Source organism: Halogeometricum pallidum JCM 14848 (assembly GCF_000337095.1).
GTDB classification, from domain to species: domain Archaea; phylum Halobacteriota; class Halobacteria; order Halobacteriales; family Haloferacaceae; genus Halogeometricum; species Halogeometricum pallidum.
The window spans coordinates 64,167-83,557 of the sequence record NZ_AOIV01000021.1; the positions used below are offsets into that span (position 1 = coordinate 64,167).

Here is a 19,391-nt window from a genome sequence, read left to right on the forward strand (position 1 = left end):
GTGAATAGTTGACTATCTTGTTCGCGAATCGATACATTTTTGTAGGATAACAATATAGTTACAATCGGTATTCTACCTATACTACCATTACATTCGTAGCAATATAATGTGTTTATATAAAGCACAGCAATCGCTAGCGTCGGCTCTTTTCGTCACGCTCTGTGGGTCAACGTTAATCCGGCGTGAAGGAGTTCCAGGTGTTGAATCGTACCCCGACGTATTTTTACCTCCCCCCACGTCTGATTGGGCATGACCTCCACGGAGGACTGGCGCGTACTCCTCCCCCGTCCGCTTCGGGTCCTGCCAGCCGACCTCGTCGCGATTCTCACACTCACACTCCTGACTATCGTCGCGGTTTCGCTCCCGATTCTCCGCGAGACGCCGCTGCGAGTCGTCGTCGGACTCCCCTTCCTGCTGTTCGTCCCCGGCTACGCCATCATCTCCGCGCTCTTTCCGGAACGGGCGAGGACCGTCGCGGACCCCCAAGCGCAAGCAGGTGAGAGAGAGGCCACCGAGACGGTCGCCGGCATCGACGGTATCGAACGCGTCGCACTGTCGTTCGGTACCAGCATCGCCGTCGTCCCGTTAGTCGGGTTCGCGCTCAACTTCACGCCGTTCGGAATCCGACTCGCACCGATCATGGCGTCGCTCACCATCATCGTCGTCTTCGCCTGCACGATTGCGGCGAGTCGACGCTGGGACCTCCCCGAAGACGAGCGGTTCCGGGTGCCGTATCGGAGTTGGTATGCGAACACGAAAGCCGAACTGTTCTCTCCGGCGACGCGAACCGACGCCGCACTCAACGTCGTGTTGGTCGTCAGCCTGCTTCTCGCGTTCAGTGCCGTGGGGTACGCCGTCGCCGTCCCCTCCCAAGGCGAGCAGTTCAGCGAGCTCTATCTGCTCACGGAGAACGAGTCCGGCGAGTACGTCGCCGACGACTACCCGACGAACTTCACCGCGGGCGAACCGCAGTCGTTGATCGTCGGCATCGGAAACCAGGAGAACGAACCGGTCGAGTACACCGTCGTCTCGGAAATTCAGCGCGTCGAGGTGTCGAACAACAGCACGACCGTGCTCGAACGAGAGCAGTTACAGACGTTCTCCCCCCGGCTTCAGCACAACGAAACGTGGCAACAGCCGCACCAAGTGTCGCCGACGATGACCGGCGAGAACCTACGATTGATCTACTACCTGTACAAGGGCGATGCACCGGCCACCCCGAGCGAGGAAAGCGCCTATCGAGAGGTGCATCTGTGGGTTAACGTGACAGAAAAATAGTAAGAATGGTTGGTTCCGTGTGTCCGGATCAGGGTGAGATCTGTTTCTCAATCCGTTCTTTGAGAGCTTCATCCATCCGGTCATAATCTCGCTGGGGATCGTCGGAAATGACGAACGGTACGAGGAACCCGGTTGACCGTTCGTGATTGACGAATCGGGTTCGATCGTTCCCGAGCGCATAGAGCTCGAATGTATGTATTCCTTGAAATATCCACTTTGAGCCAACAGTCCCGATCCACTGTAATCGCCGAGGAGGGTCGATCTTGGATACTCGAACCGTCAGCGTTCGACTGCTCGCCTTGATTCGATTAACGGTGATTTCGAGTGACCCCCTTCACGAAGCTCACCGCTCACCCGGGAGATATGCGGATTCCACTGCTCATATGACGCGAAGTCCGTAAGCTGTTCCCAGACCGTTTCTGGCGGCGCATCGATTTCAATTTCAGTCTGTATCTCTCGTATAAGTCCGTTCTGTCGGTCTGTATACTCTTAAAGGACAACCGCAGAACCCGGAACTTTGGGTGGTCTGTCGCAATCACGTACTCCGATTCGGTCCCGTCCATCATACGCGCGCTGGGCCTTGAGCAGACGCAGCAGAAACCGCTCTCGTCCGTGGTACTCAACCGACGAAACCGCACCGTGAGGTGCTCACGATGGAATTCTGTACAGCCGGGATAGCTCCTGACTCGCCCACTCCAGAGCGTCCAAACATGCCATGGAGGGTATAAACCGCTGGCAATCGAGGCAGTAGACATGCCTGATCGTGTCGAAACGGTGGATGTCGTTATCGCCGGTTGTGGCCCCGGTGGTGCCGTTCTAGGGCACTTGCTCGCTCGGAGCGGAGTCGACGTTGCACTCATCGAACGGGCTGCGACGTTCGAGCGCGAGTACCGTGGGTTCGGGTGGAATCCAGGAGTGATTCGCCTCTTCGACGAAATGGGTGTACTTGACGACATACTCGAACTGGCTCACGAAACCGTGACCAACGGTACGTTCTCGCTCTATGGACGGGCTGTTTCAGTTCTGAATTTCGACGTGCTCGATACCGAGTATCCGTATGCCTTGATGATGGAACAACCGTCGTTACTGGAATATCTCGTCGAGCGAGCGGATGCATATAGTACGTTCAGGTTCCATCCCTCGACGACAGTCACTAATTTGCGGGTCGGAGGTAACGGCACCATCCAAGGCGTACAGGCTCACGATCGCAACGCGGATGTCGACGTTCGATTCGATACGCGCGTGGTAGTCGGTGCCGACGGACGCTACTCCACAGTGCGGTCAAGCGCTGGTATCGACCCTGGGTTTTTCGAGTCACCGATAGACCTCGTGTGGTTCAAACTTCCAACTGGCGCGATTGATGCCCGTACCGAGGGCCGCATCGATCGCAACGGCATTCTCCTGTACTTCGGATTGGGAGAGGGCGAACTCCAAGTGGGATATCCGATACTGGATGGTGAATGGACGACGATTCGAGACGAGGGTTTCAGCGCGTTCTGCAACCGCATCGAAGCCATCGATTCCGAACTCGCGTCGGCAATGCATCGCCATCTCGATGGCTTCCGAGACACGACTCTGCTCGATGTCGCACCGGGTAATGCAGAAACCTGGACCCGGGATGGTATGCTGTTATTAGGGGACGCTGCACATACCGCAAGCCCAATCGGCGCTCAAGGGAATCCGCTGGCTATCGAGGATGCAGTCGTGGTCCACGATGTGCTCGTCACGGCGTTACGTGACAGCACAGGAGTCGTGTCCGAGGAGACCCTGACCGAATTCGAGACACGTCGTCGCCCGACCGTTGAGCGCGTTATCTCATTGCAGCGGCGCGCCGCGCAGAATCTCGCGTTCTGGATCACCTATGGACAGTACATTCCTGAACTACTGGTGCGGGGGTCGGCGAGTGTGATTAGTGGGCTCGTTCCTCGATTACCGCCGATTCGCAAATCGGTCGAATCATTCGCGCTCGGCGATCAGTCCGTTTCCGTAACTCGATCCCATTTTGTCGAGTAGTGTATCCCGGTCTTCTCGCTTCTACGAGATATTTCCGGCAATCAACTCGGACACGGGTGGGATACCTCTGACTGCACTGATGAGCCGACAGCGCACATTCGGGACGCCATTCCTATCACTGTGTGAAGGTTTCGACAGAACCGCAGATCGTTATACCTCGTTTCGTCTCGTCGGACAGTGTCTGATTCAGGACAACGAGCTCTAATAAGGGTTATCCGCGCCACAGGGCTGTGAGGAATGAGAAACGGCTACACGGGCGTTACTCCCACACCATCCGGTCTAGGTACTGCTGGACGTAGGGGTGGAGACCCTCGAACGGCGGTTCGAAGACCCGGAGTTCGCTGTGTTGGTTATCAGCGATATCCACGGGCTGCAGTGGTTCGACGACGAAGCCGTTCGCGACGTAGTGTTTGTCGTCGACGCCGTCGACCTCGGACGTGTCGTAGAAGTGCTCGAACGTCCCGAGGCGGTTGCAGATCTCGACCTCGCACCCGAGTTCCATCTCGGCGACGCGGTGGACCGCTTCCGTGAGCCGTTCGTTTTTCAGCACACAGCCGCCCGGGACGAACCACTCGCCTTTCGCCGGTTCGTTCTCTCGAAGCCCGAGGAGGACACCACCGTCTTGTTTGACGATTAAATCGACAGAGACGAGCGGGGAGTTGGCCACGACGCCGGCCCATTCGTCTTCGGGGATCCAGGACACGTCCTTTTCCATTATCCGCTCACACGAACGGTGATACGTAGTAGTTGCTGGTTCGTCCACAGTCGTAGGGCTGTCGACCCCCTCAGTGGATCACAGCTGATACCACAGGAGGTTCCAGTATGAGAGTACGAGCGCGAAGGCGACGCCAGCGATACCGACGACGACGTACTGAGCCCCTCTTCGACGACGCCAGACCCCTCGCTGCCAGGTCAGTCCAGCGAGGACGAGCGTCGCGACACTCGACAGTGCTCCGACCAGTGGGAAGAGGAGAATGGCCTGCAACGGCAGCGGATCTCCGAGCAGGGCCGCCCGTGGGTCACTCACTACGACGACGGCCATACCGACCACGAATACCAGATAGCTCACCGCCGTCAGTTACCCACGACTTCAGTCGTGGGCTTGTCAGTGGACTCCCCTTCTGCCGTCGAATCGACGGAGGCGGTGTAATCGCCGTTCAGGTTCAGCGTCCCTGACGTGAGCGCACACTGACAGGGTGCGCCTCCACCCGAAGACGTCTGCCCCGAGTGGAGTGTCTTGAGCAGTTTACGAGCGATATTCTTGCTCGCGTTGTAATCCGCATTCAGTTCGTACTCGCACTTCCGGCACACGAACTGGTGTTTCGACCGCCGATTCGACTCGTGGGTAAACCCACACGACGAACACCGTTGAGACGTATATACGGGACTCACCTGTTCCGCCTCAATGCTGTACATCTGAGCCTTGTACTTGACGTACTGGTACAAACGACGGAACGCCCATGCGTGGAATCGCTTCGCACCAGCCATCCGCTTGCGAATATCGGTCAAATTCTCGAAGGCAATATGTGTGCATCCGTGGTCACGGGCGTCTTCGAGAATCTGATTCGAGGCTCGATGTAGTTCGTCCTGCATCCAGCGGTGTTCGCGGTCGTTTATCGACTGAATCGACAGGTGCGCCGACCGCGTGCCCGTCTGTTGCATCGACCCACGAGTCTTCTCAAACTCTCGGCGTCGATGGTTCATCTCGTCGGCGTTTCCGATGAACGTGCCTGTCGAAGTCACAGCAAGAGAACCATCCACGTTCAGGTCAACACCAAGGACTGTTCTGTGCTTGGCGTCCTCAGAACGCTGCGCGTTCTGATGGGCTGCATCAGACTCCGTCTGATGAATGTCTGAAGTAGTCGTGGATTGCTCGTTACTTTCAACTCGGCGCATCCGTGCGTGGAGGTAGAACGACTCTGTGGGACGGTCGTACTGCAATGTGGACATACGGAACTCGTAGTCCTCGTTCAGCAGGTACTTGCCAATCGGTGTTCCCTCTACGTTGTTGGGAATAACGTAGTCACACTCGACGCGACCGTTCACCGTGGAAAGGGAAACGTGGTCACGGTGGAACGTCGCAGAGCGTTTGTCGTAGACGACGCTCCACGCATCGAAATGTGGTTGACTGGTGTTATCGCCTTTCTTGAGTCGTGCGACACCACTTTTCGTGGCCTCGATTGCACGCCGAATCCCTTTCTGGACGAGGTTCGCGGTCAACTCCGTCTCGTTACGAAGTCGCTCGTAGAGGGCGTTCTCGGCTTTCTGTTTCGAGGTCACGCAGTAGTTGTTCGGGTGTCTCCACGCCCACTCTGCGGTGGTGTTCGCACAGTGGAGGAACTGATTTTTCGTTTGATGAAGGTCGTTGCACCGCTTGTCGTGTACGTCGAGTTTGACTTTGACGGTGCGAATCACCTCCATCGACAGTTCACATATCTAACTAGCTCTTTATAATGGCTCGGGTTAGCGTGGGGGAGTCGGCTGGCTATCGCCCGTAGTTGGCGGAGTAGATTGTCGGATTCCTCCCACGGCTGAAGCCGTGGGCTTCCTCCTTGCATCTGTGTGAGTCGCATCCAAACGTTCTAGCATGTCTCGTGAATGCGGCGACACTAGGCGATATACCGAGACCGTCACGCCTGACGATGTTCTCGATGTGTTTGAGATTGTAGAAGGCCCAGTAGTCACGTCTGGTGACGTTGCTGAGACTCTTGATTGTTCTCGGGAAACGGCGCGCCGGAAGCTTCGCACATTGGAGGAGCAGGGCCACGTTGCCAGTCGGAAGACAGCAGGGAGGGTAGTATGGTGGGTTGTGGGCGAACAGGGAACTCCACGGGAAGTCGATCCGGATGATCCATTCTGGGAGTTCAAACCCGGTTCCTCGGGCGAATCTGATGTCTCTGAGAGGATCGGTGCAGTTCTGTACAACAAAAAATCCGCATGAGTGAGCGAGGTGCGATGCCGATATTCGTTGAGACAGGAGCGTTTTACGCTCGAGCAGATCAAGATGACAAACATCATCGACGTCACCGATGGCGACGACTGCGTCCGAATGCTCGTGACGGATACGTAGAACTCATCAGATCTGTTGAACTAATCTGACGATGGTGGCCCAATGAAAATATTCTGTCATATTTCGGTGAGACCGAGACTGTATTCGAGTGCGGTATCGACCTCGTCTATCCGATCGTGCGGAATCGAGCCGAGGTTCTCGTTGATGCGGTGCTCGGTAGAGATGGTTCGAATCTGGCTACAGAGCGCAACTGAATCTTCCCGAAGCGCACATTCCTCGGCTGGGACGAGCACTTCGAACGGATAGAGCTGCTCGCCGAACGAGGTCGTGAACGGAACGACGATCGTTGTCGGTGCGTTTGCATTCCCGACGTCGTTCTGCACGACGAGACACGGACGTGTTCCCCGTTGTTCGGATCCCTGCGTCGGATCAAGTTCAACAATAACGACATCTCCTCGACGGACGGACGTAGCCATCCGCTACCACTCTGGGGCATCGCCCAGCTGTTCATTGGCCTCTGTCGAGACGCCCTCCAGTTCGTCAGTGAGTTCGCGGGTCCGCTGGGCACGCTGGCGGTATCCCTCAGCCAACTCCTCACGGGTTACCGATCGTTCGATAACGAGCTTTCCCCCCTCTTCGTGGATCACGACGTCGTCTCCTCCCTTCAGTCCAAACCGTTCTCGGAGCTCTTTGGGGATCGTCACTTGCCCCCGTTTCCCGATTTTCCGACGTTCGCCCTTACTCATACGTATTCATATCCTATTCGTACCCATAAATCCTCCGGGCTGAAGGCAGTCAGTGCAAGCCCTATCAGACACGGATCGAACCTGCTAATACGGCCCAAATCTCCGGACCGAGAGGAGTTCATCGAGGCCTTCTGTATCGAAATCAGCGTTGGAGACGACCAGTTCCTTTCCTTCAGAGCGAGCCGTCGCTGCAATCATGAGGTCACGTGGCGACAGAGGGTTGCCAGAGTCGAGAAGTCGGTTCTGCATCCGGGCAGCTTCAAACGCGACCTCTTCGGAGAAGTCAAGCACGGTGACTCGCCCGAAGTTCTCACGCGCCCCGATGAGGTCTGTCTCACCCGCTGAAAACACCTCACCGGCGAGAACTTCATAGAGACAGATGCTGGACGTAACCAAAGTCGGTTGTTCATCGACGAACTGGACTACCTCTTCGACACCATCGAGGTAATCGATGATAACGGACGAATCGAGAAAAGTCACCGCTGGAAGCTCTCTCGGGAACGTTTGATTGCTTCGCGCGCCTGTTCGGCTTTATCAGTTCCGTTCCACGCACCAGCCTTCATTCCCGAACCCTCATTCGCCAATCGGTCGAGAAACTCGTCCCAACTCTCGTCCTCACGCTTCAGCCGCGCCAGCTTTTCTTTCGTCTCGTCAGAGACGCGGATTGATGTACTCATATGCATACATCGTGTATGCAGACACAAGTAGTTTGAGGACCTCGTCATTGCTGGATTGCGACAGACACTTCTCCAGCGCCTATTCTTCGGGCACAGAGCCGACAAAACGGATATCTGCTGACTAGATGGCCTTGCTCGGCTCGCCACCATCGAGAGCATCACGGCGCGGGGGATGTGGGAACAACACGAACCATTCTTCGAGGAGTATCTGTGGGGCGGTGGGTTCTGGGAGGAATCGTACTACGTTGGGACGGCAGGCGACGTTTCGACAGACACGATTGAGCAGTATATCGAGCGCACTGAACACGTTTAGCGGAGCGTACGGCCTTCCCCCTCGGGGTCAAGCCCCGAGGCACTCGGCCTGCTCCGACTATAGAAAACCTACGTCGTATTCGGAGATAACTATGTATTGTGACGCCATCAGGCTCTGTCCTGAGAGACTAATACGGCTCAAATCCCAGGGAAGAGAGAATTTCGCGGAGACCTTCTGTATCGATGTCCCCGATAGCGACGACCGCGTCCGGATGCTCGCGACGGGCGATTAGCGCACAATATATTTGGGCTGAAGGAAGAAATATATGTGCCAACCTCGTTGTACGAGATATGAGAGACGATACGCACCGCGACGGTCCACCGCCGTTCGATAGGCCGTTTGAGGGGGAAGATACGAAGCAACGGGTGTACAGTACGATACTACAGACCCGTGAGCCGATGGCCGTCTCCGAAATCGCTGAACGTGCGAACTGCTCGGACGAGTCGGCGCGGACACACCTGTCTTTTTACGCCGACCTCGGCATCGTCATTCGCCACGAGGGCCGGCCAGTCCGATACGAGCGTAACGATGAGTACTTCGAGTGGCGTCGAGTGAACGAACTGGCACGGGAGCACACCGTCGAGGAGTTACAGATTCGCGTCTCGGAACTGACCGACCGAATCGAAACGTACTGCGAGGAGTACGACGCTGACTCACCCGCCGACGTCGACGTCCTCGAATTCGACGCAGCGCAGATCGACGACGTCTACGTCGACCTCGGGGACTGGGCCACCGCTATCGAGGAGCGTCGGCTTCATGAACGCGCTCGGAGAAAGGCCGCTGGGTCCACGGCTCCATCACACGGCTGAGGATGGTGCCGGTGGATGACGGTGCGAGTCCCGCACCAATAGACCGGTCGGTGATCGCGCGAATGCAGTCTCGATTCGCCGGCAGTCGTATGACTGAATCTGCAGAAATAGTCGAAGAAGGAAACCTGCACCTCCGTGTCGAGTTGTCCCGAGAGTACTACCCGGAAGCGGTATCCGCCCGACTTGAGATTCGGTGGTACCGCAACGACGACTTCACCATCCACTACCAAGAAGAGCATCCGGATGGTGTGTGGAAGTGTCGGTGGGACCGGCATCCGAACACGCACAACTCACGGGACCACTTCCATCCACCACCGGCGGCCAGCCGCACCGACGCGGAGGATACTCAGTGGCCGCCGGATCATCGGGACGTGAGCCGCCTCGTGTTCGATCGCCTCGAGGACCGCATCGAAACGCTGTGGGAGCACCGATAGGGAGAATTCGTTCATCGTTCTCGAGCTGCACGGTGTGGTATCTATCGGACCAGATCAGCAGAATATCGGTCCGGTGAGCCGGAAAAGACGAGTTCATGCTTTGCTACCGATGCCGTTTTGAGCAAGAGTACGTTCCGTCTGTCCGTTCTGGACCCCTCAAGCCCGCAAACTCGCTACAAAAGGCAGTCTCCTGCTACAATGACGGAGTAGATGCTTCGAGATCATGCGGACGTGAGGGTCTCTTGATTCCAGTTTGAGTGTGCGGACGCTCCCGAGGGTGATTTAGATTTTCAGAGTCGGTCGATCGGCTTGTTGATTATGTTGAATATTTCGCTTGCCCGGTAGAACCGATTTCGCGCTTTCCCAGTGAGTTCTTCAAGTATTCCGTCATCTTCAAGCTGTCCAATTAGCCGATTGGCGGTACTGTACTCGACATCCAGCCACTTGGCCGCCGTATTCACGTCAAGGTATGGATATTCGAAGAGTCGCATGACCAGTTCCAGGATATTCTCAGATCGCTCACTCTGGTAACGCTGTTGATAGTCCTCACGGAGGTCAACCAGCAAGTTTGCACGCTGATGAGCCTCATCTGCCTGCGACTGTACGCCGCGTAAGAAGAACAGTAGCCACTCTTCCCATTCGCCACGCTGACTGACTGCCAAGAGATGATCAACGTACTCTGAACGTCGTGCATTGAAATACGAACTCAAGTAGAGATACGGCTCGGGCAAGAGACCGTCACGTTGCAGAAGGAGACTGATCAATAGCCGCCCGAGCCGTCCATTCCCATCGAGAAACGGGTGAACCGTCTCGAACTGATAGTGAATTAGCCCAGTCCGGAGGAGCGGATGGAGATCAGTATCTTGGTTCGCGTACTCAAGCAGGTCTTCAAGAAGGTCGGGAATCTCGTTCGGTGGTGGCGGAACGTACCGAGCGTCTTGGATGTATGGCGTACTGCCGATGAAGTTCTGGGTCGTGCGGAGTTCCCCTGGATCAGCCTCGTCCCCACGGACTCCCGAAAGCAATCGATCGTGCATTTCACACAGCAACTCGGTGGTGATTGGATCGCCAGCTGTAATCGCATCCAATCCATCTTGCTTCAAGCAGGGAATCCCGGCCTTCAGACCGGGAGGGAATCCGACAACTGCTGAACTAACCACGTTCTGACGTTCAAACTGAATGCCGACCGTTATCTTTAACTTACGTTGTTTCTTACGTTTTGATGGATGAGAGCTGACTTCGATATGGAGCGAGGCGGGCCACTTCACGAATCCGTGAAGGAATATGCCCGCGATAACGGGATACGTCACTCACGAGCGTACCCTGAACTCCTCCGCAAAGCACTCGAAACCGAAGGATACGATGTCAACGACTCAGACAGCAAATAAGACACTGGAAGCCACGCTCGCACCTCCAACACGGTGCAAAGAGCAACGCCTCCAGCAAACGCTGTCCGAATACCGAGACGCACTTGAAGACGCCTTCGAGCAACACTGTACGACGATGAGTGCCACGAACGACGTGGTGGCACCGTACAACCTACCGTACCAAGCGAAAGACGCGCTCAAATCTTACGTCCCAAAACTCCACAAGACGTACAACGCCAACGAGTTAGACGACGAACACCCACTCAGGTTCGTGAATCGACCCGGGAAGTTCGACCGTGACTCCAAGCGTGAGTACGAAATCTGCTGGAACGTTCCCCAGCCCGGTCGCGGAACCAACTTCTGGATTCCACTCCGACTGAACCCCGAACAAGAGGAACTGTGGGAAGAGATGCTTGATGATGAGTCGAGTACCACAATAGGCGAACTTCGCTTGCAGAAGCATCGGAAGACGTGGGCGCTCCACGTCACCGTCGAATACGAAATCGAGGATACCTCCGAACTACCCGAGAATCCGACTCGGGTTGGATTCGATATTGGCGAGTCGATGTTGGTCACGGGCTGTGCCCTCCAACACGACACTCCCACGAAGCCACTGTTAATCAACGGGAAAGAAGCCAAGCGAATCCGCAAAGAGATGTTCACGACGCTCAAGCGACTCCAAGAGCGAGACGCTTCCGAGTGGCGTATTGAGGAACGATTCTCGTACTACCAGAACCGACTCACCGACCTCATCGAGAAGGCGTCTCGTGAATCTGTGGAGTACGCCCGTCAGTTCGAGAACCCCGTCATCGTGATGGAAGACTTGGCGTACATTCGAGAGTCGCTGGACTACGGGAAGTACATGAATCGACGCCTGCATTCGTGGGCGTTTGCTCGTTTGCAGGGACGTATCGAGGATAAGGCGAAGGACGCCGGGATTCCGGATCGGTACGTTCACCCGCAGTACACCTCGAAAACGTGCCATTCGTGCAAGCATATCGGGTATCGACCTCGGCAAGCCGACTTCAAGTGTAAGAACCCGGAGTGCCACGTATCGACGTTCCAAGCGGATATTAACGCGAGTGCGAACATCGCACGTCGCGTAGACCCGTGGGGAGAGAGCCTACCAGTGAAACAGGTAGGCGATGACTCGCCACAGGACGGGAGCCGTAGTGACACGGCCACGACTCAGTGTGAACAGAGCGAGAAACCCTCGCAGATGACACTCACAACGTTTCAAGAGTCGAAAACCACTGCCAGCGTTCACGAGACGCAGTCTCGTGAGCCAACCAGAACCTCTGGTTCTGGTGACGACGACTAACTGGCATTCCTACCGTGTGGGAAGCCCCGTCGTTTACGACGGGGAGGATGTCACCAGTGGTATTCCTACGAATACACTGGACACTATTGGTATTCTTGGTGCTAAATCAAAATAGCAGGAGAGCTGCTTGCACCGTCATACCTACTCGGGATCTCTGGGGGTGACATCCTCCGCGCCGTAAACGGCGGAATTCTCGCCTTGAAGAAAGATAGAACCCATCTGGAGAACTAACGAGTCATTATACACGAATATTGATATGTGCGGCTCCAAAAATAGTCTCATGAACATCTCCTATCAACACGCCACTCCACAGGCGGGCAACGAGTCAGTTCTCATTCGGATTGAGGAGGACCACACCGACCGAACGGCGTGTCTCCTCGTCGATGCGGGCGGCGGTATCGACTTGGACGCCACGCTGAGTGACGACGAGTATCTCGCAGCGGTGCTTCTCACGCACGCCCACCTCGATCACTACCAGGGACTCGACGACGCACACCGCGACGGAGCGCCGATTCTCACTAGTCCGGGCACGGCGGCTATCCTCGAAGACGTGTTTACCGAAGGCGCTCGACGATACGACTTCTCGAACGCGGAGGAACTCCTCAAGCGCGTCGAACCGATTTCGGAGTGGCACGAGGTTCTCGGCGATACCGTCGCCGTTCGGCCCGTCCCCACGGGCCATACGCCTGGCGCCTGTGGATTACTCGTCGACGTCAGCGATGGCGACGACCGCGTTCGGATACTCGCGACAGGAGACTTTACTACGCGCGATGCGGCCGCCTATCCGGGACTCGACCAGGAGGCGTACTCCAGCGTCGATATTTTGTTTCTCACCGCGGCGACGAACGACGGCTTCGAGACTGATCTTACGGACGCGCTCGGAACCATCGTCGAACGCGCGAACGCCGGGTCGAAAACCCTCTGTACCGCGAGCGGACTGACGGGCGTCCACCTCGCGACGCTCCTTGCGACCGTGAGCGACGAACTCGAGATTCATCTCCCCGTCGTCCTCGCCGGACAGGTGGCCAAACTCTACGACGCACTTGAGTATCAGTACGAGGCTATTACGACAGTACCCACGTTCGAGTCGACGGCCGAGTGTCTAGAGCACGGTGCCGTCACCATCGCCGGGCCGGAAATTCCCGTCGACGGGAGCAGCGGCCGTCTCTTCGAGTCGATTCGAGACGATGCGAACGCGTCGCTCGTTCAGATACAGGGAGGTGATACGGAGGCGAAGACGAACGGCGAGTTCGCGGGGACCGTCTCTTCGTATCCGTTCTCGAATCACCCGCCCGAGGAAGCGCTCGATGAGTTGGTCGCCTCCGTCTCGCCGACGCATGTCGTTGTCGGCCATCAGCGCGGGCGTGCGCTTGAGCAGTACAAAGACAAGTGGGACTCCTTCTCCTGGGCGACCGGGTCATCGATGACAGAGATGCTCTACGAGGATGGTTACTACCTCGCACCGCCCTGGGTCGGAAAGTACACCGAACGGCGTGTGCGGAATCGGGTAGGACAAGTGGATACGGACCGCGCCGATGATGGTGTTCTCGCGGTTGTCGAGTCCATCCCAGAGCTTGAGCGACGCGAGGAGTGCTCGCTCGAGCGAGAGGGCGTCGACGTCGCCGCGCTCAAGGGTCGACTCTATATCGATGTGTCCGCCGCTGCTGGGACAGAAGAGACTGCCGATACGTCCGACCGACAGTCGGTCGCTGAAGCATCGAACGGGACGCTGTACCGGACGTCCGGCCCCACGCTCCCAGACCCGCCGGCGACCGCGGAGCTATATGAGGACGCATCCGACAGCAACTCCCCACTCGTCGAGACGGTCGGCGTACGGAGTGGGGGATCTGGTCCCAGTCGCGGGACTACCAGGAGCGACGCACCAGCGTCGAACGGGACAGTGGATCCCGAATCGGTTGTTTCCGACCCCGGTGACGTAGCGACCGAGACAACCGAATACTCGCGTGCCGACTCCGATACGGACGTGCGTAAAGAGACACCGGAGGAGGACGCGACGGTGAGTGACACCGATGTGACTCAGGAGACGACAGACGAGGATGCGACGGAGAGTGATATCGATGCAACGGCCGTCGCACTGACTGTCGAGGTCGACCCAGCGGTTCGACAGCTCGCCGTTCAGCACGCTGAAAGAGAGAAAGTTTCGTTGGCGACGTTCGCGCGGCAGGCAGTCGATGCATATCTCATCGAGGTACTTCGTGGTGAGGCCCCGTGGGAAGACGTCGAGTCTGTCGAGCGGTCGTTCACCTACGAGGCTGATTCAGCGTTCGCAAAGTTACTCTCGACGGCGGCGGCCGAAAGCGGTCACGAGAGCACTGATTCATACGTGTTCGACCAGCTTCGGGCGAGTATCGGCCTCGGTGACGAGAGAGCAGTCGCAGTCACGGGAGCGGATGCGCTCGTCGAGCAGGTCGAAGCACTCGTCACGAACTCGCGCTCGCCCCACGAGAGCGCTGCCGACGTCGTGCAGGCCGCGCTTGGACGAGTCGTGCTTCCGTAGACGAGACGTGGTTGTGCGGGTCCGCGTTCCGTGGGATGTCCCGACCGAACGCGGGGTCTTTCCCGGACGTCAGCGCTTCTCTGCGGTCTTCGTCCGCGAGGTGTCCCACAGTCGGCCTTCGAGGACGTCTTTCACGCCGGGCATCCCGTCGTGAATCCACAGCCCGAGTGTGAGCAATGCGAGGATGAATCCGAAGAAGAGCGTCGGAGAGAACTGCAGGTTGAGGAAAAAGTCAATGAAGCTTCGCTTGCCCTCGCTCGGAACCTCCGTGAGCGGCCAGAACAGATAGCCGGGGATACTGAAGTCTCCTTCAAGCAGCGCTCCGATATCGTCGCCGACGAGATGCGAGGCGTATCCAATTCCGAACGCTGTGGTGAGCGTTCGTTGTTTCGGCGTGTCGAAAACGATCCATAAGGTGGTGAGAAGGGGGACGAGCGTGAACAGTGAGTGTGCGAAGCTTCGCCCGTACGAGAGGACGCCGAACGTCCACGTGAGCGGTTTGTCGATGAGGTCCGGGAACTGCGTGCCGAACGCGAGGGCGAGGGCTGCGAGTCCTTGTGGTGGGTGATCGAGGTGGAGGCGAGTGTACAGCGAGTAGAGAACGTAGCCGAAGGCGGCATGGCCCCAGGGGAGCATTGTGTAATCTGTCTCTTTCTACGTGGATAGGTACTTTGTTAGTTGGTAGTGGGGTTAACGAATCGTAGAGAGTGGGTGCGGTCTTATTCCCAAATGATGCGGTCGATGTATCGTTGGACATAGGGATGCAGTCCCTCAAATGGTGGTTCAAACACCCGTAATTCACTGTGCTGGTCGTCAACTGCATCGACTGGCTGCAGGGGCTCAACGACGAAGGCGTTCGCAAGGTAATGTTTCGTCTCAACCCCCTCAACCTCGGATGTGTCGTAGAAATGCTCAAACGTCCCGAGCCGTTCGCAGATTTTCACTTCGCATCCCAGTTCCATCTCTGCAACACGGTGTATTGCTTCTGTGAGCCGTTCGTTCTTGAGTACAGTTCCACCGGGAACAAACCACTCTCCCTTCGCTGGCTCGTTTTCTCGAAGACCGAGTAATACGCCACCCTCCTGCCTTACGATCAAGTCCACAGAGACGATAGGAACGTTAGCAACTACGCTCGCCCACTCATCTTCGGGAACCCAGGACACGTCATCTTTCATTTGATAGGGGGTGAAGGAACTACAGGTAGTAGTCGATGGTTTGCTCAAGGCCGTCTTCGAACGTCCATTCGGGCTCCCAGCCAAGCTGCTTGATTTTGTCTATCTCAAGAGCGTACCGGAGATCATGCCCAGCACGGTCTTCGACGAAGGTGATTTGGTCTTCGGAGCCACCGACAGCGTCAAGGATCGCTTGGGTTACTTCGAGATTCGTCCGCTCTTCTCCCGAACCGATGTTGTACACTTCGCCGATCTCTCCTTCTCGCAAGACCGCATCAAGCGCCCGGCAGTTGTCCTCCACGTAGATCCACTCTCGAACGTTCGAGCCATCTCCGTACACGGGAAGGTCCTCGCCTGCAGCAGCGTTCTGGATGAATTTCGGGATCAGCTTCTCATCGTGTTGTCTGGGTCCGAAATTGTTGCAGGTTCGTGTGATAACGACCGGGAGATCGTGTGTTGACTCGTAACTTTTCGCTAGCAAGTCTGCTCCTGCTTTCGTCGCAGAGTACGGATTACGAGGATTCAGTGAATCGTCTTCGCTGAACTCTCCGTCCATGATTTGCCCGTATACCTCATCAGTGGAGATCTGGAGGAATCGATCAATATCCGCGTTCAGCGCTGAATCAAGGAGGACTTGCGTCCCCTGGACGTTCGTCGTAACGAACGGTTCTGCCCCATCAATCGACCGGTCAACGTGCGACTCCGCCGCGAAGTTCACTACCGTGTCGACATCCGACATGAGTTCGTCGACGAGGTCGCGGTCACGGATGTCCCCTTCGACGAACTCGTGTTTCGGGTGGTCGAGGTACCCCTCTAAGTTGTCGCGGGAACCAGCATACGTGAGCGCATCTAACGTAACAACAGAATCGTCGCGGTTCTCCAGCATGAACCGAACGAAATTCGAACCAATAAATCCAGCCCCCCCAGTGACGAGCAGTCGCATGAACGCGAGTTTGAGCGCAGGCTATATGTACATTTTCCTCGAAACGTTTGTCGATGAAGCTGTTTATACTGGGAGCGGGGGGGCTGCTCGGTAGTGCTGTGGCTCGGACATGCCTTGACCACTCAATCGACGTCGCCGGAACATATCACTCAACACAGCCAGCGTTCGAATTCCCGCTTGTTCAACACGATATCCGCGATACCGAGAGGTTCGAATCGATGCTTCGAGAGCATGAACCGGATGCAGTCGTGAACTGTGCTGCAATGACCGATGTTGACGGGTGTGAATCACAACCCGAGGCAGCATTCGAGGTCAACGGAGACGCACCAGGGGCACTCGCGTCTATCTGTGCGGAGCACTCAGTTCCTTTCGTTCACGTCTCGACTGACTACGTGTTCGACGGCGAGGCTGCAGAACCGTACAGCGAGGATGCGACGACTAATCCGATACAGGAGTACGGAAAGTCAAAGCTTGAAGGCGAACACCAGGTCCGAGAAGTAGACGGTGAGACCATGCTTGTTCGCCTCTCGTTCGTCTACGGAGTTCGTGGCGATACTGACGAACTCGTTGGCTTTCCCGCGTGGGTTCGCGATACACTTGACGCCGGTGATGAAGTGCCGTTGTTTGTCGATCAACGAATCACACCAAGTCGGGCTGGGCACGCAGCCGAAGCGATTTTGGAATTGCTGGACGCCGAAGCATACAACTGCTACCACGTCGCGAGTCGCTCATGCGTGACTCCACACGAGTTCGGCCAGGCGATCGCAGACGTTCAAGGAGCAGACAACACGCTGGTTCGAGAAAGCAAACAGGCCGACGTTTCTCGCGACGCCGCGAGACCACAGGATACCTGCTTGAACGTCTCGAAAGTCGAAGATGCACTCGGACGAGCGGAGCCAACGCTCAGTCAAGACCTCGAAAGGATTGAGGAGATGTTCGCAAGTTAGAGTCGGTACTGCTCACGGTGGTTGACGAAGAACTCCTGCTCTTCGTCGGAAAGGTCGTCGAAACGGAGCACGCTCTCACAAGAGAGGCCCGGGCATTTCATGACGCGACTCGATTCGAGTTCGTTCGCCGAGACGATGGTACCGCACTGCGGGCAGGTATGGGTGATGATGCGCATGTTCAGAGTTTGAGTTGTGAGTTTTCTCCGACGACGAGACGACGGCCCTCCGGCAGCAGCTCGTCTGCACGACCGACGTTGGCGCCGCGACCGAGGAGACTGTCGACGATCTTTCCAGTGGTCGAAATCGTCGAGTCCCCGATGACGACGCTGTTCTCAAGATGCACGCCTTCGAGTGTCGAGTTCGGACCGATCGAAGTGTAGGGACCAACGTACGTTCCAGACTCGATCACGCTATTTTCGGCGATCGAGACGGGCCCTCGAACCGTTGCACCGGCTTCGATCGTCGCCGTCTCGTGGAGTTCTACGCGACCTTGGACAGTAGCTCCAGGGTCGATGCGGCCCTCACGAGCGAGGTCTTTGTCCTCGAGGACGAGTCGGTTGGCCTCTAGGATATCTTCGGGCTTCCCAGTGTCCTTCCACCAGCCGCGGACGACGTGTGAGTTAATCGCGTTCCCGTCTTCGAGCAGTGTCTGGATTGCGTCAGTGATTTCGAGCTCACCGCGCCACGATGGTTCGAGTCGCTCGATGACATCGAAGACGGCGTTCGAGAAAACGTAGATACCGATGAGCGCAAGGTTCGTCGGAGGGTCGTCCGGTTTTTCGATTAGCTCTGTGACGTTCCCGTCGTCATCTACGTTCGCAATCCCGAACTGCGTGGGATTGTCGACTTCTTGGAGGGCGATTCCTGCACCGTAGTCGCCTTGTTGGAAGCTTTCAACGAGTTCAGAGATTCCTTGTTTGAGGATGTTATCCCCGAGGTACATCACGAAGTCGTCGTCACCGACGAAGTCGCGCGCACAGCCGGCCGCATGAGCGAGTCCGAGTGGGTTTCCTTGGACGATGTAGGTGATATCGACACCGTACTTGCTTCCGTCACCAAGAAGTTCTTGAATCTCCTCTCGACCTTTGTGCCCGAGAACAACCCCGATCTCGGTTACACCCGCTTCTTTGAGATCTTCAATTGCGTACTCGAGAACAGGCTTGTTTGCGACCGGCACGAGCTGTTTGGGACCAGTGTGGGTAATAGGACGTAGCCGCGACCCCGTCCCCCCCGAAAGTAAGACGCCTTTCATATATTTACTCGTCCGGTAGTTCGTCCCAGTCTAAGGGGATTTTCTCTGTGTCGTACGGTAGGCGCTCCTCATCAGGGTCTTCGTAGTTGTAAATATTTGTCGGCATATTTACTAAAAAGGCAGGCTTGTCGCCGAGCGCTTTGAAACCATGCCAACATTCGCCAGGGATACGGACAACCTGTTGATTATGTTCACTAATGACTAAGGTGTTAACCTCATCTTGGGTAGGGGAGTCCTCGCGGTCGTCATAGATCCCAATCTTGATGCGTCCCTTAGGACAGGTAAAGTAGTCAATCTGCCCGCGATTGTGGCGGTGCCACGCGCGGGTAATGCCGGGATAGGTCATCGAATAGTAGGACATCGCAGGCTTAGGGTCGAATAGCTCCCAATCTTCTCGGAAGAGTTCCACGAGATGGCCCCGCTCGTCAGCATTTACTTGGAGATCTCTAACTTCAACATCGTGGATGCGAGTCATCTATATTAGAGAGTTCTCGTGGATGGCTTAAGTCTAATGTTATCGGCGTATTTTTATATTCTATCTGGACTAGTCATTAGTAGATAGTAAATTAGTATTTTATCGGTATCCGATAC

At 56.4% G+C, this 19,391-nt stretch carries 23 protein-coding genes and 2 pseudogenes; 10 read left to right on the forward strand and 15 right to left on the reverse strand.

The genetic code is table 11. The features are described 5' to 3' along the window. Nucleotides 1-249 precede the first annotated feature (249 nt). Nucleotides 250-1,278 (forward strand): DUF1616 domain-containing protein, encoded by a 1,029-nt coding sequence (locus tag C474_RS08465; protein ID WP_008385850.1) that lies wholly within the window; start codon nucleotides 250-252, stop codon nucleotides 1,276-1,278. A 279-nt stretch (nucleotides 1,279-1,557) separates the two neighbouring features. Here the strand turns inward: C474_RS08465 and C474_RS23525 are convergent, their stop codons facing one another. Further along, nucleotides 1,558-1,740: an SRPBCC family protein gene (locus C474_RS23525; protein WP_083862001.1), complete on the reverse strand. Its 183-nt coding sequence runs from the start codon at nucleotides 1,738-1,740 to the stop codon at nucleotides 1,558-1,560. A 291-nt stretch (nucleotides 1,741-2,031) separates the two neighbouring features. On the opposite strand from C474_RS23525, the gene C474_RS08470 reads away from it, so the two are divergent. Beyond that, nucleotides 2,032-3,291, forward strand: coding sequence for an FAD-dependent monooxygenase (locus tag C474_RS08470; RefSeq protein ID WP_008385851.1), 1,260 nt, complete (start codon nucleotides 2,032-2,034; stop codon nucleotides 3,289-3,291). A 259-nt stretch (nucleotides 3,292-3,550) separates the two neighbouring features. On the opposite strand, the gene C474_RS08475 is transcribed toward C474_RS08470, so the two are convergent. The 3 genes from C474_RS08475 to C474_RS08485 all read right to left on the reverse strand — a co-directional run bounded on the left by C474_RS08475 (nucleotide 3,551) and on the right by C474_RS08485 (nucleotide 5,712). After that, nucleotides 3,551-4,006, reverse strand: a complete 456-nt coding sequence (locus tag C474_RS08475; RefSeq protein WP_008385852.1) for a GDP-mannose mannosyl hydrolase — start codon at nucleotides 4,004-4,006, stop codon at nucleotides 3,551-3,553. Between the two features lie 78 nt (nucleotides 4,007-4,084). Then, nucleotides 4,085-4,333 (reverse strand): hypothetical protein, encoded by a 249-nt coding sequence (locus C474_RS08480; protein ID WP_049916851.1) that lies wholly within the window; start codon nucleotides 4,331-4,333, stop codon nucleotides 4,085-4,087. 32 nt (nucleotides 4,334-4,365) lie between these two features. Continuing rightward, entirely contained in the window at nucleotides 4,366-5,712 is a 1,347-nt protein-coding gene (locus C474_RS08485; protein ID WP_008385854.1) for an RNA-guided endonuclease InsQ/TnpB family protein, read from the reverse strand. A gap of 166 nt (nucleotides 5,713-5,878) precedes the next feature. Here C474_RS08485 and C474_RS21370 point away from each other — a divergent pair, with 166 nt between their 5' ends. Next, the gene (locus tag C474_RS21370) at nucleotides 5,879-6,232 is read left to right on the forward strand and encodes a DeoR family transcriptional regulator (RefSeq protein WP_008385855.1); all 354 of its coding nucleotides are present in this window, start codon (nucleotides 5,879-5,881) and stop codon (nucleotides 6,230-6,232) included. A gap of 185 nt (nucleotides 6,233-6,417) precedes the next feature. On the opposite strand, the gene C474_RS08490 is transcribed toward C474_RS21370, so the two are convergent. The 4 genes from C474_RS08490 to C474_RS08505 form a co-directional block, all read right to left on the reverse strand. Next, nucleotides 6,418-6,777 carry a type II toxin-antitoxin system PemK/MazF family toxin gene (locus C474_RS08490; RefSeq protein ID WP_049916852.1) on the reverse strand — a complete coding sequence of 120 codons (360 nt, stop codon included), beginning with the start codon at nucleotides 6,775-6,777 and terminating at the stop codon, nucleotides 6,418-6,420. A 3-nt stretch (nucleotides 6,778-6,780) separates the two neighbouring features. Beyond that, a complete protein-coding gene (locus C474_RS08495; protein ID WP_008385857.1) occupies nucleotides 6,781-7,047 on the reverse strand; it encodes an AbrB/MazE/SpoVT family DNA-binding domain-containing protein in 267 nt (88 codons plus the stop codon). A gap of 84 nt (nucleotides 7,048-7,131) precedes the next feature. Further along, nucleotides 7,132-7,527 (reverse strand): type II toxin-antitoxin system VapC family toxin, encoded by a 396-nt coding sequence (locus tag C474_RS08500; protein WP_008385858.1) that lies wholly within the window; start codon nucleotides 7,525-7,527, stop codon nucleotides 7,132-7,134. Further along, nucleotides 7,524-7,724 (reverse strand): DUF7557 family protein, encoded by a 201-nt coding sequence (locus C474_RS08505; RefSeq protein ID WP_049916853.1) that lies wholly within the window; start codon nucleotides 7,722-7,724, stop codon nucleotides 7,524-7,526. Before C474_RS08505 ends, C474_RS08500 begins: the two co-directional genes overlap by 4 nt. A 145-nt stretch (nucleotides 7,725-7,869) precedes the next feature. On the opposite strand from C474_RS08505, the pseudogene C474_RS21375 reads away from it, so the two are divergent. The 3 genes and pseudogenes from C474_RS21375 to C474_RS08515 form a co-directional block, all read left to right on the forward strand. Continuing rightward, nucleotides 7,870-8,037: pseudogene (locus C474_RS21375) on the forward strand (transposase); the annotation flags it as partial. A 290-nt stretch (nucleotides 8,038-8,327) separates the two neighbouring features. Continuing rightward, nucleotides 8,328-8,846: a helix-turn-helix domain-containing protein gene (locus C474_RS08510; protein WP_049916854.1), complete on the forward strand. Its 519-nt coding sequence runs from the start codon at nucleotides 8,328-8,330 to the stop codon at nucleotides 8,844-8,846. Between the two features lie 89 nt (nucleotides 8,847-8,935). Beyond that, nucleotides 8,936-9,280 (forward strand): hypothetical protein, encoded by a 345-nt coding sequence (locus C474_RS08515; RefSeq protein ID WP_008385862.1) that lies wholly within the window; start codon nucleotides 8,936-8,938, stop codon nucleotides 9,278-9,280. A 290-nt stretch (nucleotides 9,281-9,570) separates the two neighbouring features. Here the strand turns inward: C474_RS08515 and C474_RS08520 are convergent, their stop codons facing one another. Beyond that, nucleotides 9,571-10,548 carry a Fic family protein gene (locus C474_RS08520; RefSeq protein WP_239640405.1) on the reverse strand — a complete coding sequence of 326 codons (978 nt, stop codon included), beginning with the start codon at nucleotides 10,546-10,548 and terminating at the stop codon, nucleotides 9,571-9,573. 94 nt (nucleotides 10,549-10,642) lie between these two features. Here C474_RS08520 and C474_RS08525 point away from each other — a divergent pair, with 94 nt between their 5' ends. The 3 genes and pseudogenes from C474_RS08525 to C474_RS08530 all read left to right on the forward strand — a co-directional run bounded on the left by C474_RS08525 (nucleotide 10,643) and on the right by C474_RS08530 (nucleotide 14,486). Next, a complete protein-coding gene (locus tag C474_RS08525) occupies nucleotides 10,643-11,968 on the forward strand; it encodes an RNA-guided endonuclease TnpB family protein (protein ID WP_049916880.1) in 1,326 nt (441 codons plus the stop codon). A 280-nt stretch (nucleotides 11,969-12,248) separates the two neighbouring features. Further along, a pseudogene (locus tag C474_RS23530) lies at nucleotides 12,249-12,743 on the forward strand (MBL fold metallo-hydrolase); the annotation flags it as partial. A 48-nt stretch (nucleotides 12,744-12,791) separates the two neighbouring features. Continuing rightward, nucleotides 12,792-14,486 carry an MBL fold metallo-hydrolase gene (locus tag C474_RS08530; RefSeq protein ID WP_239640407.1) on the forward strand — a complete coding sequence of 565 codons (1,695 nt, stop codon included), beginning with the start codon at nucleotides 12,792-12,794 and terminating at the stop codon, nucleotides 14,484-14,486. A gap of 69 nt (nucleotides 14,487-14,555) precedes the next feature. Here C474_RS08530 and C474_RS08535 read toward each other — a convergent pair whose 3' ends face one another. The 3 genes from C474_RS08535 to rfbB all read right to left on the reverse strand — a co-directional run bounded on the left by C474_RS08535 (nucleotide 14,556) and on the right by rfbB (nucleotide 16,601). After that, complete coding sequence (locus tag C474_RS08535) at nucleotides 14,556-15,122, reverse strand: metal-dependent hydrolase (protein ID WP_008385868.1); 567 nt, start codon at nucleotides 15,120-15,122, stop codon at nucleotides 14,556-14,558. Nucleotides 15,123-15,205: 83 nt separating this feature from the next. Further along, nucleotides 15,206-15,661, reverse strand: a complete 456-nt coding sequence (locus C474_RS21380; protein WP_008385869.1) for a GDP-mannose mannosyl hydrolase — start codon at nucleotides 15,659-15,661, stop codon at nucleotides 15,206-15,208. A 19-nt stretch (nucleotides 15,662-15,680) separates the two neighbouring features. Continuing rightward, a complete protein-coding gene (gene rfbB / locus C474_RS08545) occupies nucleotides 15,681-16,601 on the reverse strand; it encodes a dTDP-glucose 4,6-dehydratase (protein WP_049916857.1) in 921 nt (306 codons plus the stop codon). A 53-nt stretch (nucleotides 16,602-16,654) separates the two neighbouring features. Here rfbB and rfbD point away from each other — a divergent pair, with 53 nt between their 5' ends. Further along, a complete protein-coding gene (rfbD, locus tag C474_RS21385; protein ID WP_083861987.1) occupies nucleotides 16,655-17,548 on the forward strand; it encodes a dTDP-4-dehydrorhamnose reductase in 894 nt (297 codons plus the stop codon). On the opposite strand, the gene C474_RS08550 is transcribed toward rfbD, so the two are convergent. Genes C474_RS08550 through C474_RS08560 form a run of 3 tightly spaced genes read right to left on the reverse strand, consistent with a single transcriptional unit; the run spans nucleotide 17,545 to nucleotide 19,275 of the window. After that, a complete protein-coding gene (locus C474_RS08550; RefSeq protein ID WP_008385872.1) occupies nucleotides 17,545-17,724 on the reverse strand; it encodes a hypothetical protein in 180 nt (59 codons plus the stop codon). The two genes, rfbD and C474_RS08550, sit on opposite strands and share 4 nt — an antisense overlap. A gap of 2 nt (nucleotides 17,725-17,726) precedes the next feature. Beyond that, complete coding sequence (locus tag C474_RS08555) at nucleotides 17,727-18,800, reverse strand: glucose-1-phosphate thymidylyltransferase (protein ID WP_008385873.1); 1,074 nt, start codon at nucleotides 18,798-18,800, stop codon at nucleotides 17,727-17,729. 4 nt (nucleotides 18,801-18,804) lie between these two features. Then, nucleotides 18,805-19,275 carry a dTDP-4-dehydrorhamnose 3,5-epimerase family protein gene (locus tag C474_RS08560; protein ID WP_008385874.1) on the reverse strand — a complete coding sequence of 157 codons (471 nt, stop codon included), beginning with the start codon at nucleotides 19,273-19,275 and terminating at the stop codon, nucleotides 18,805-18,807. Nucleotides 19,276-19,391: the final 116 nt, after the last annotated feature.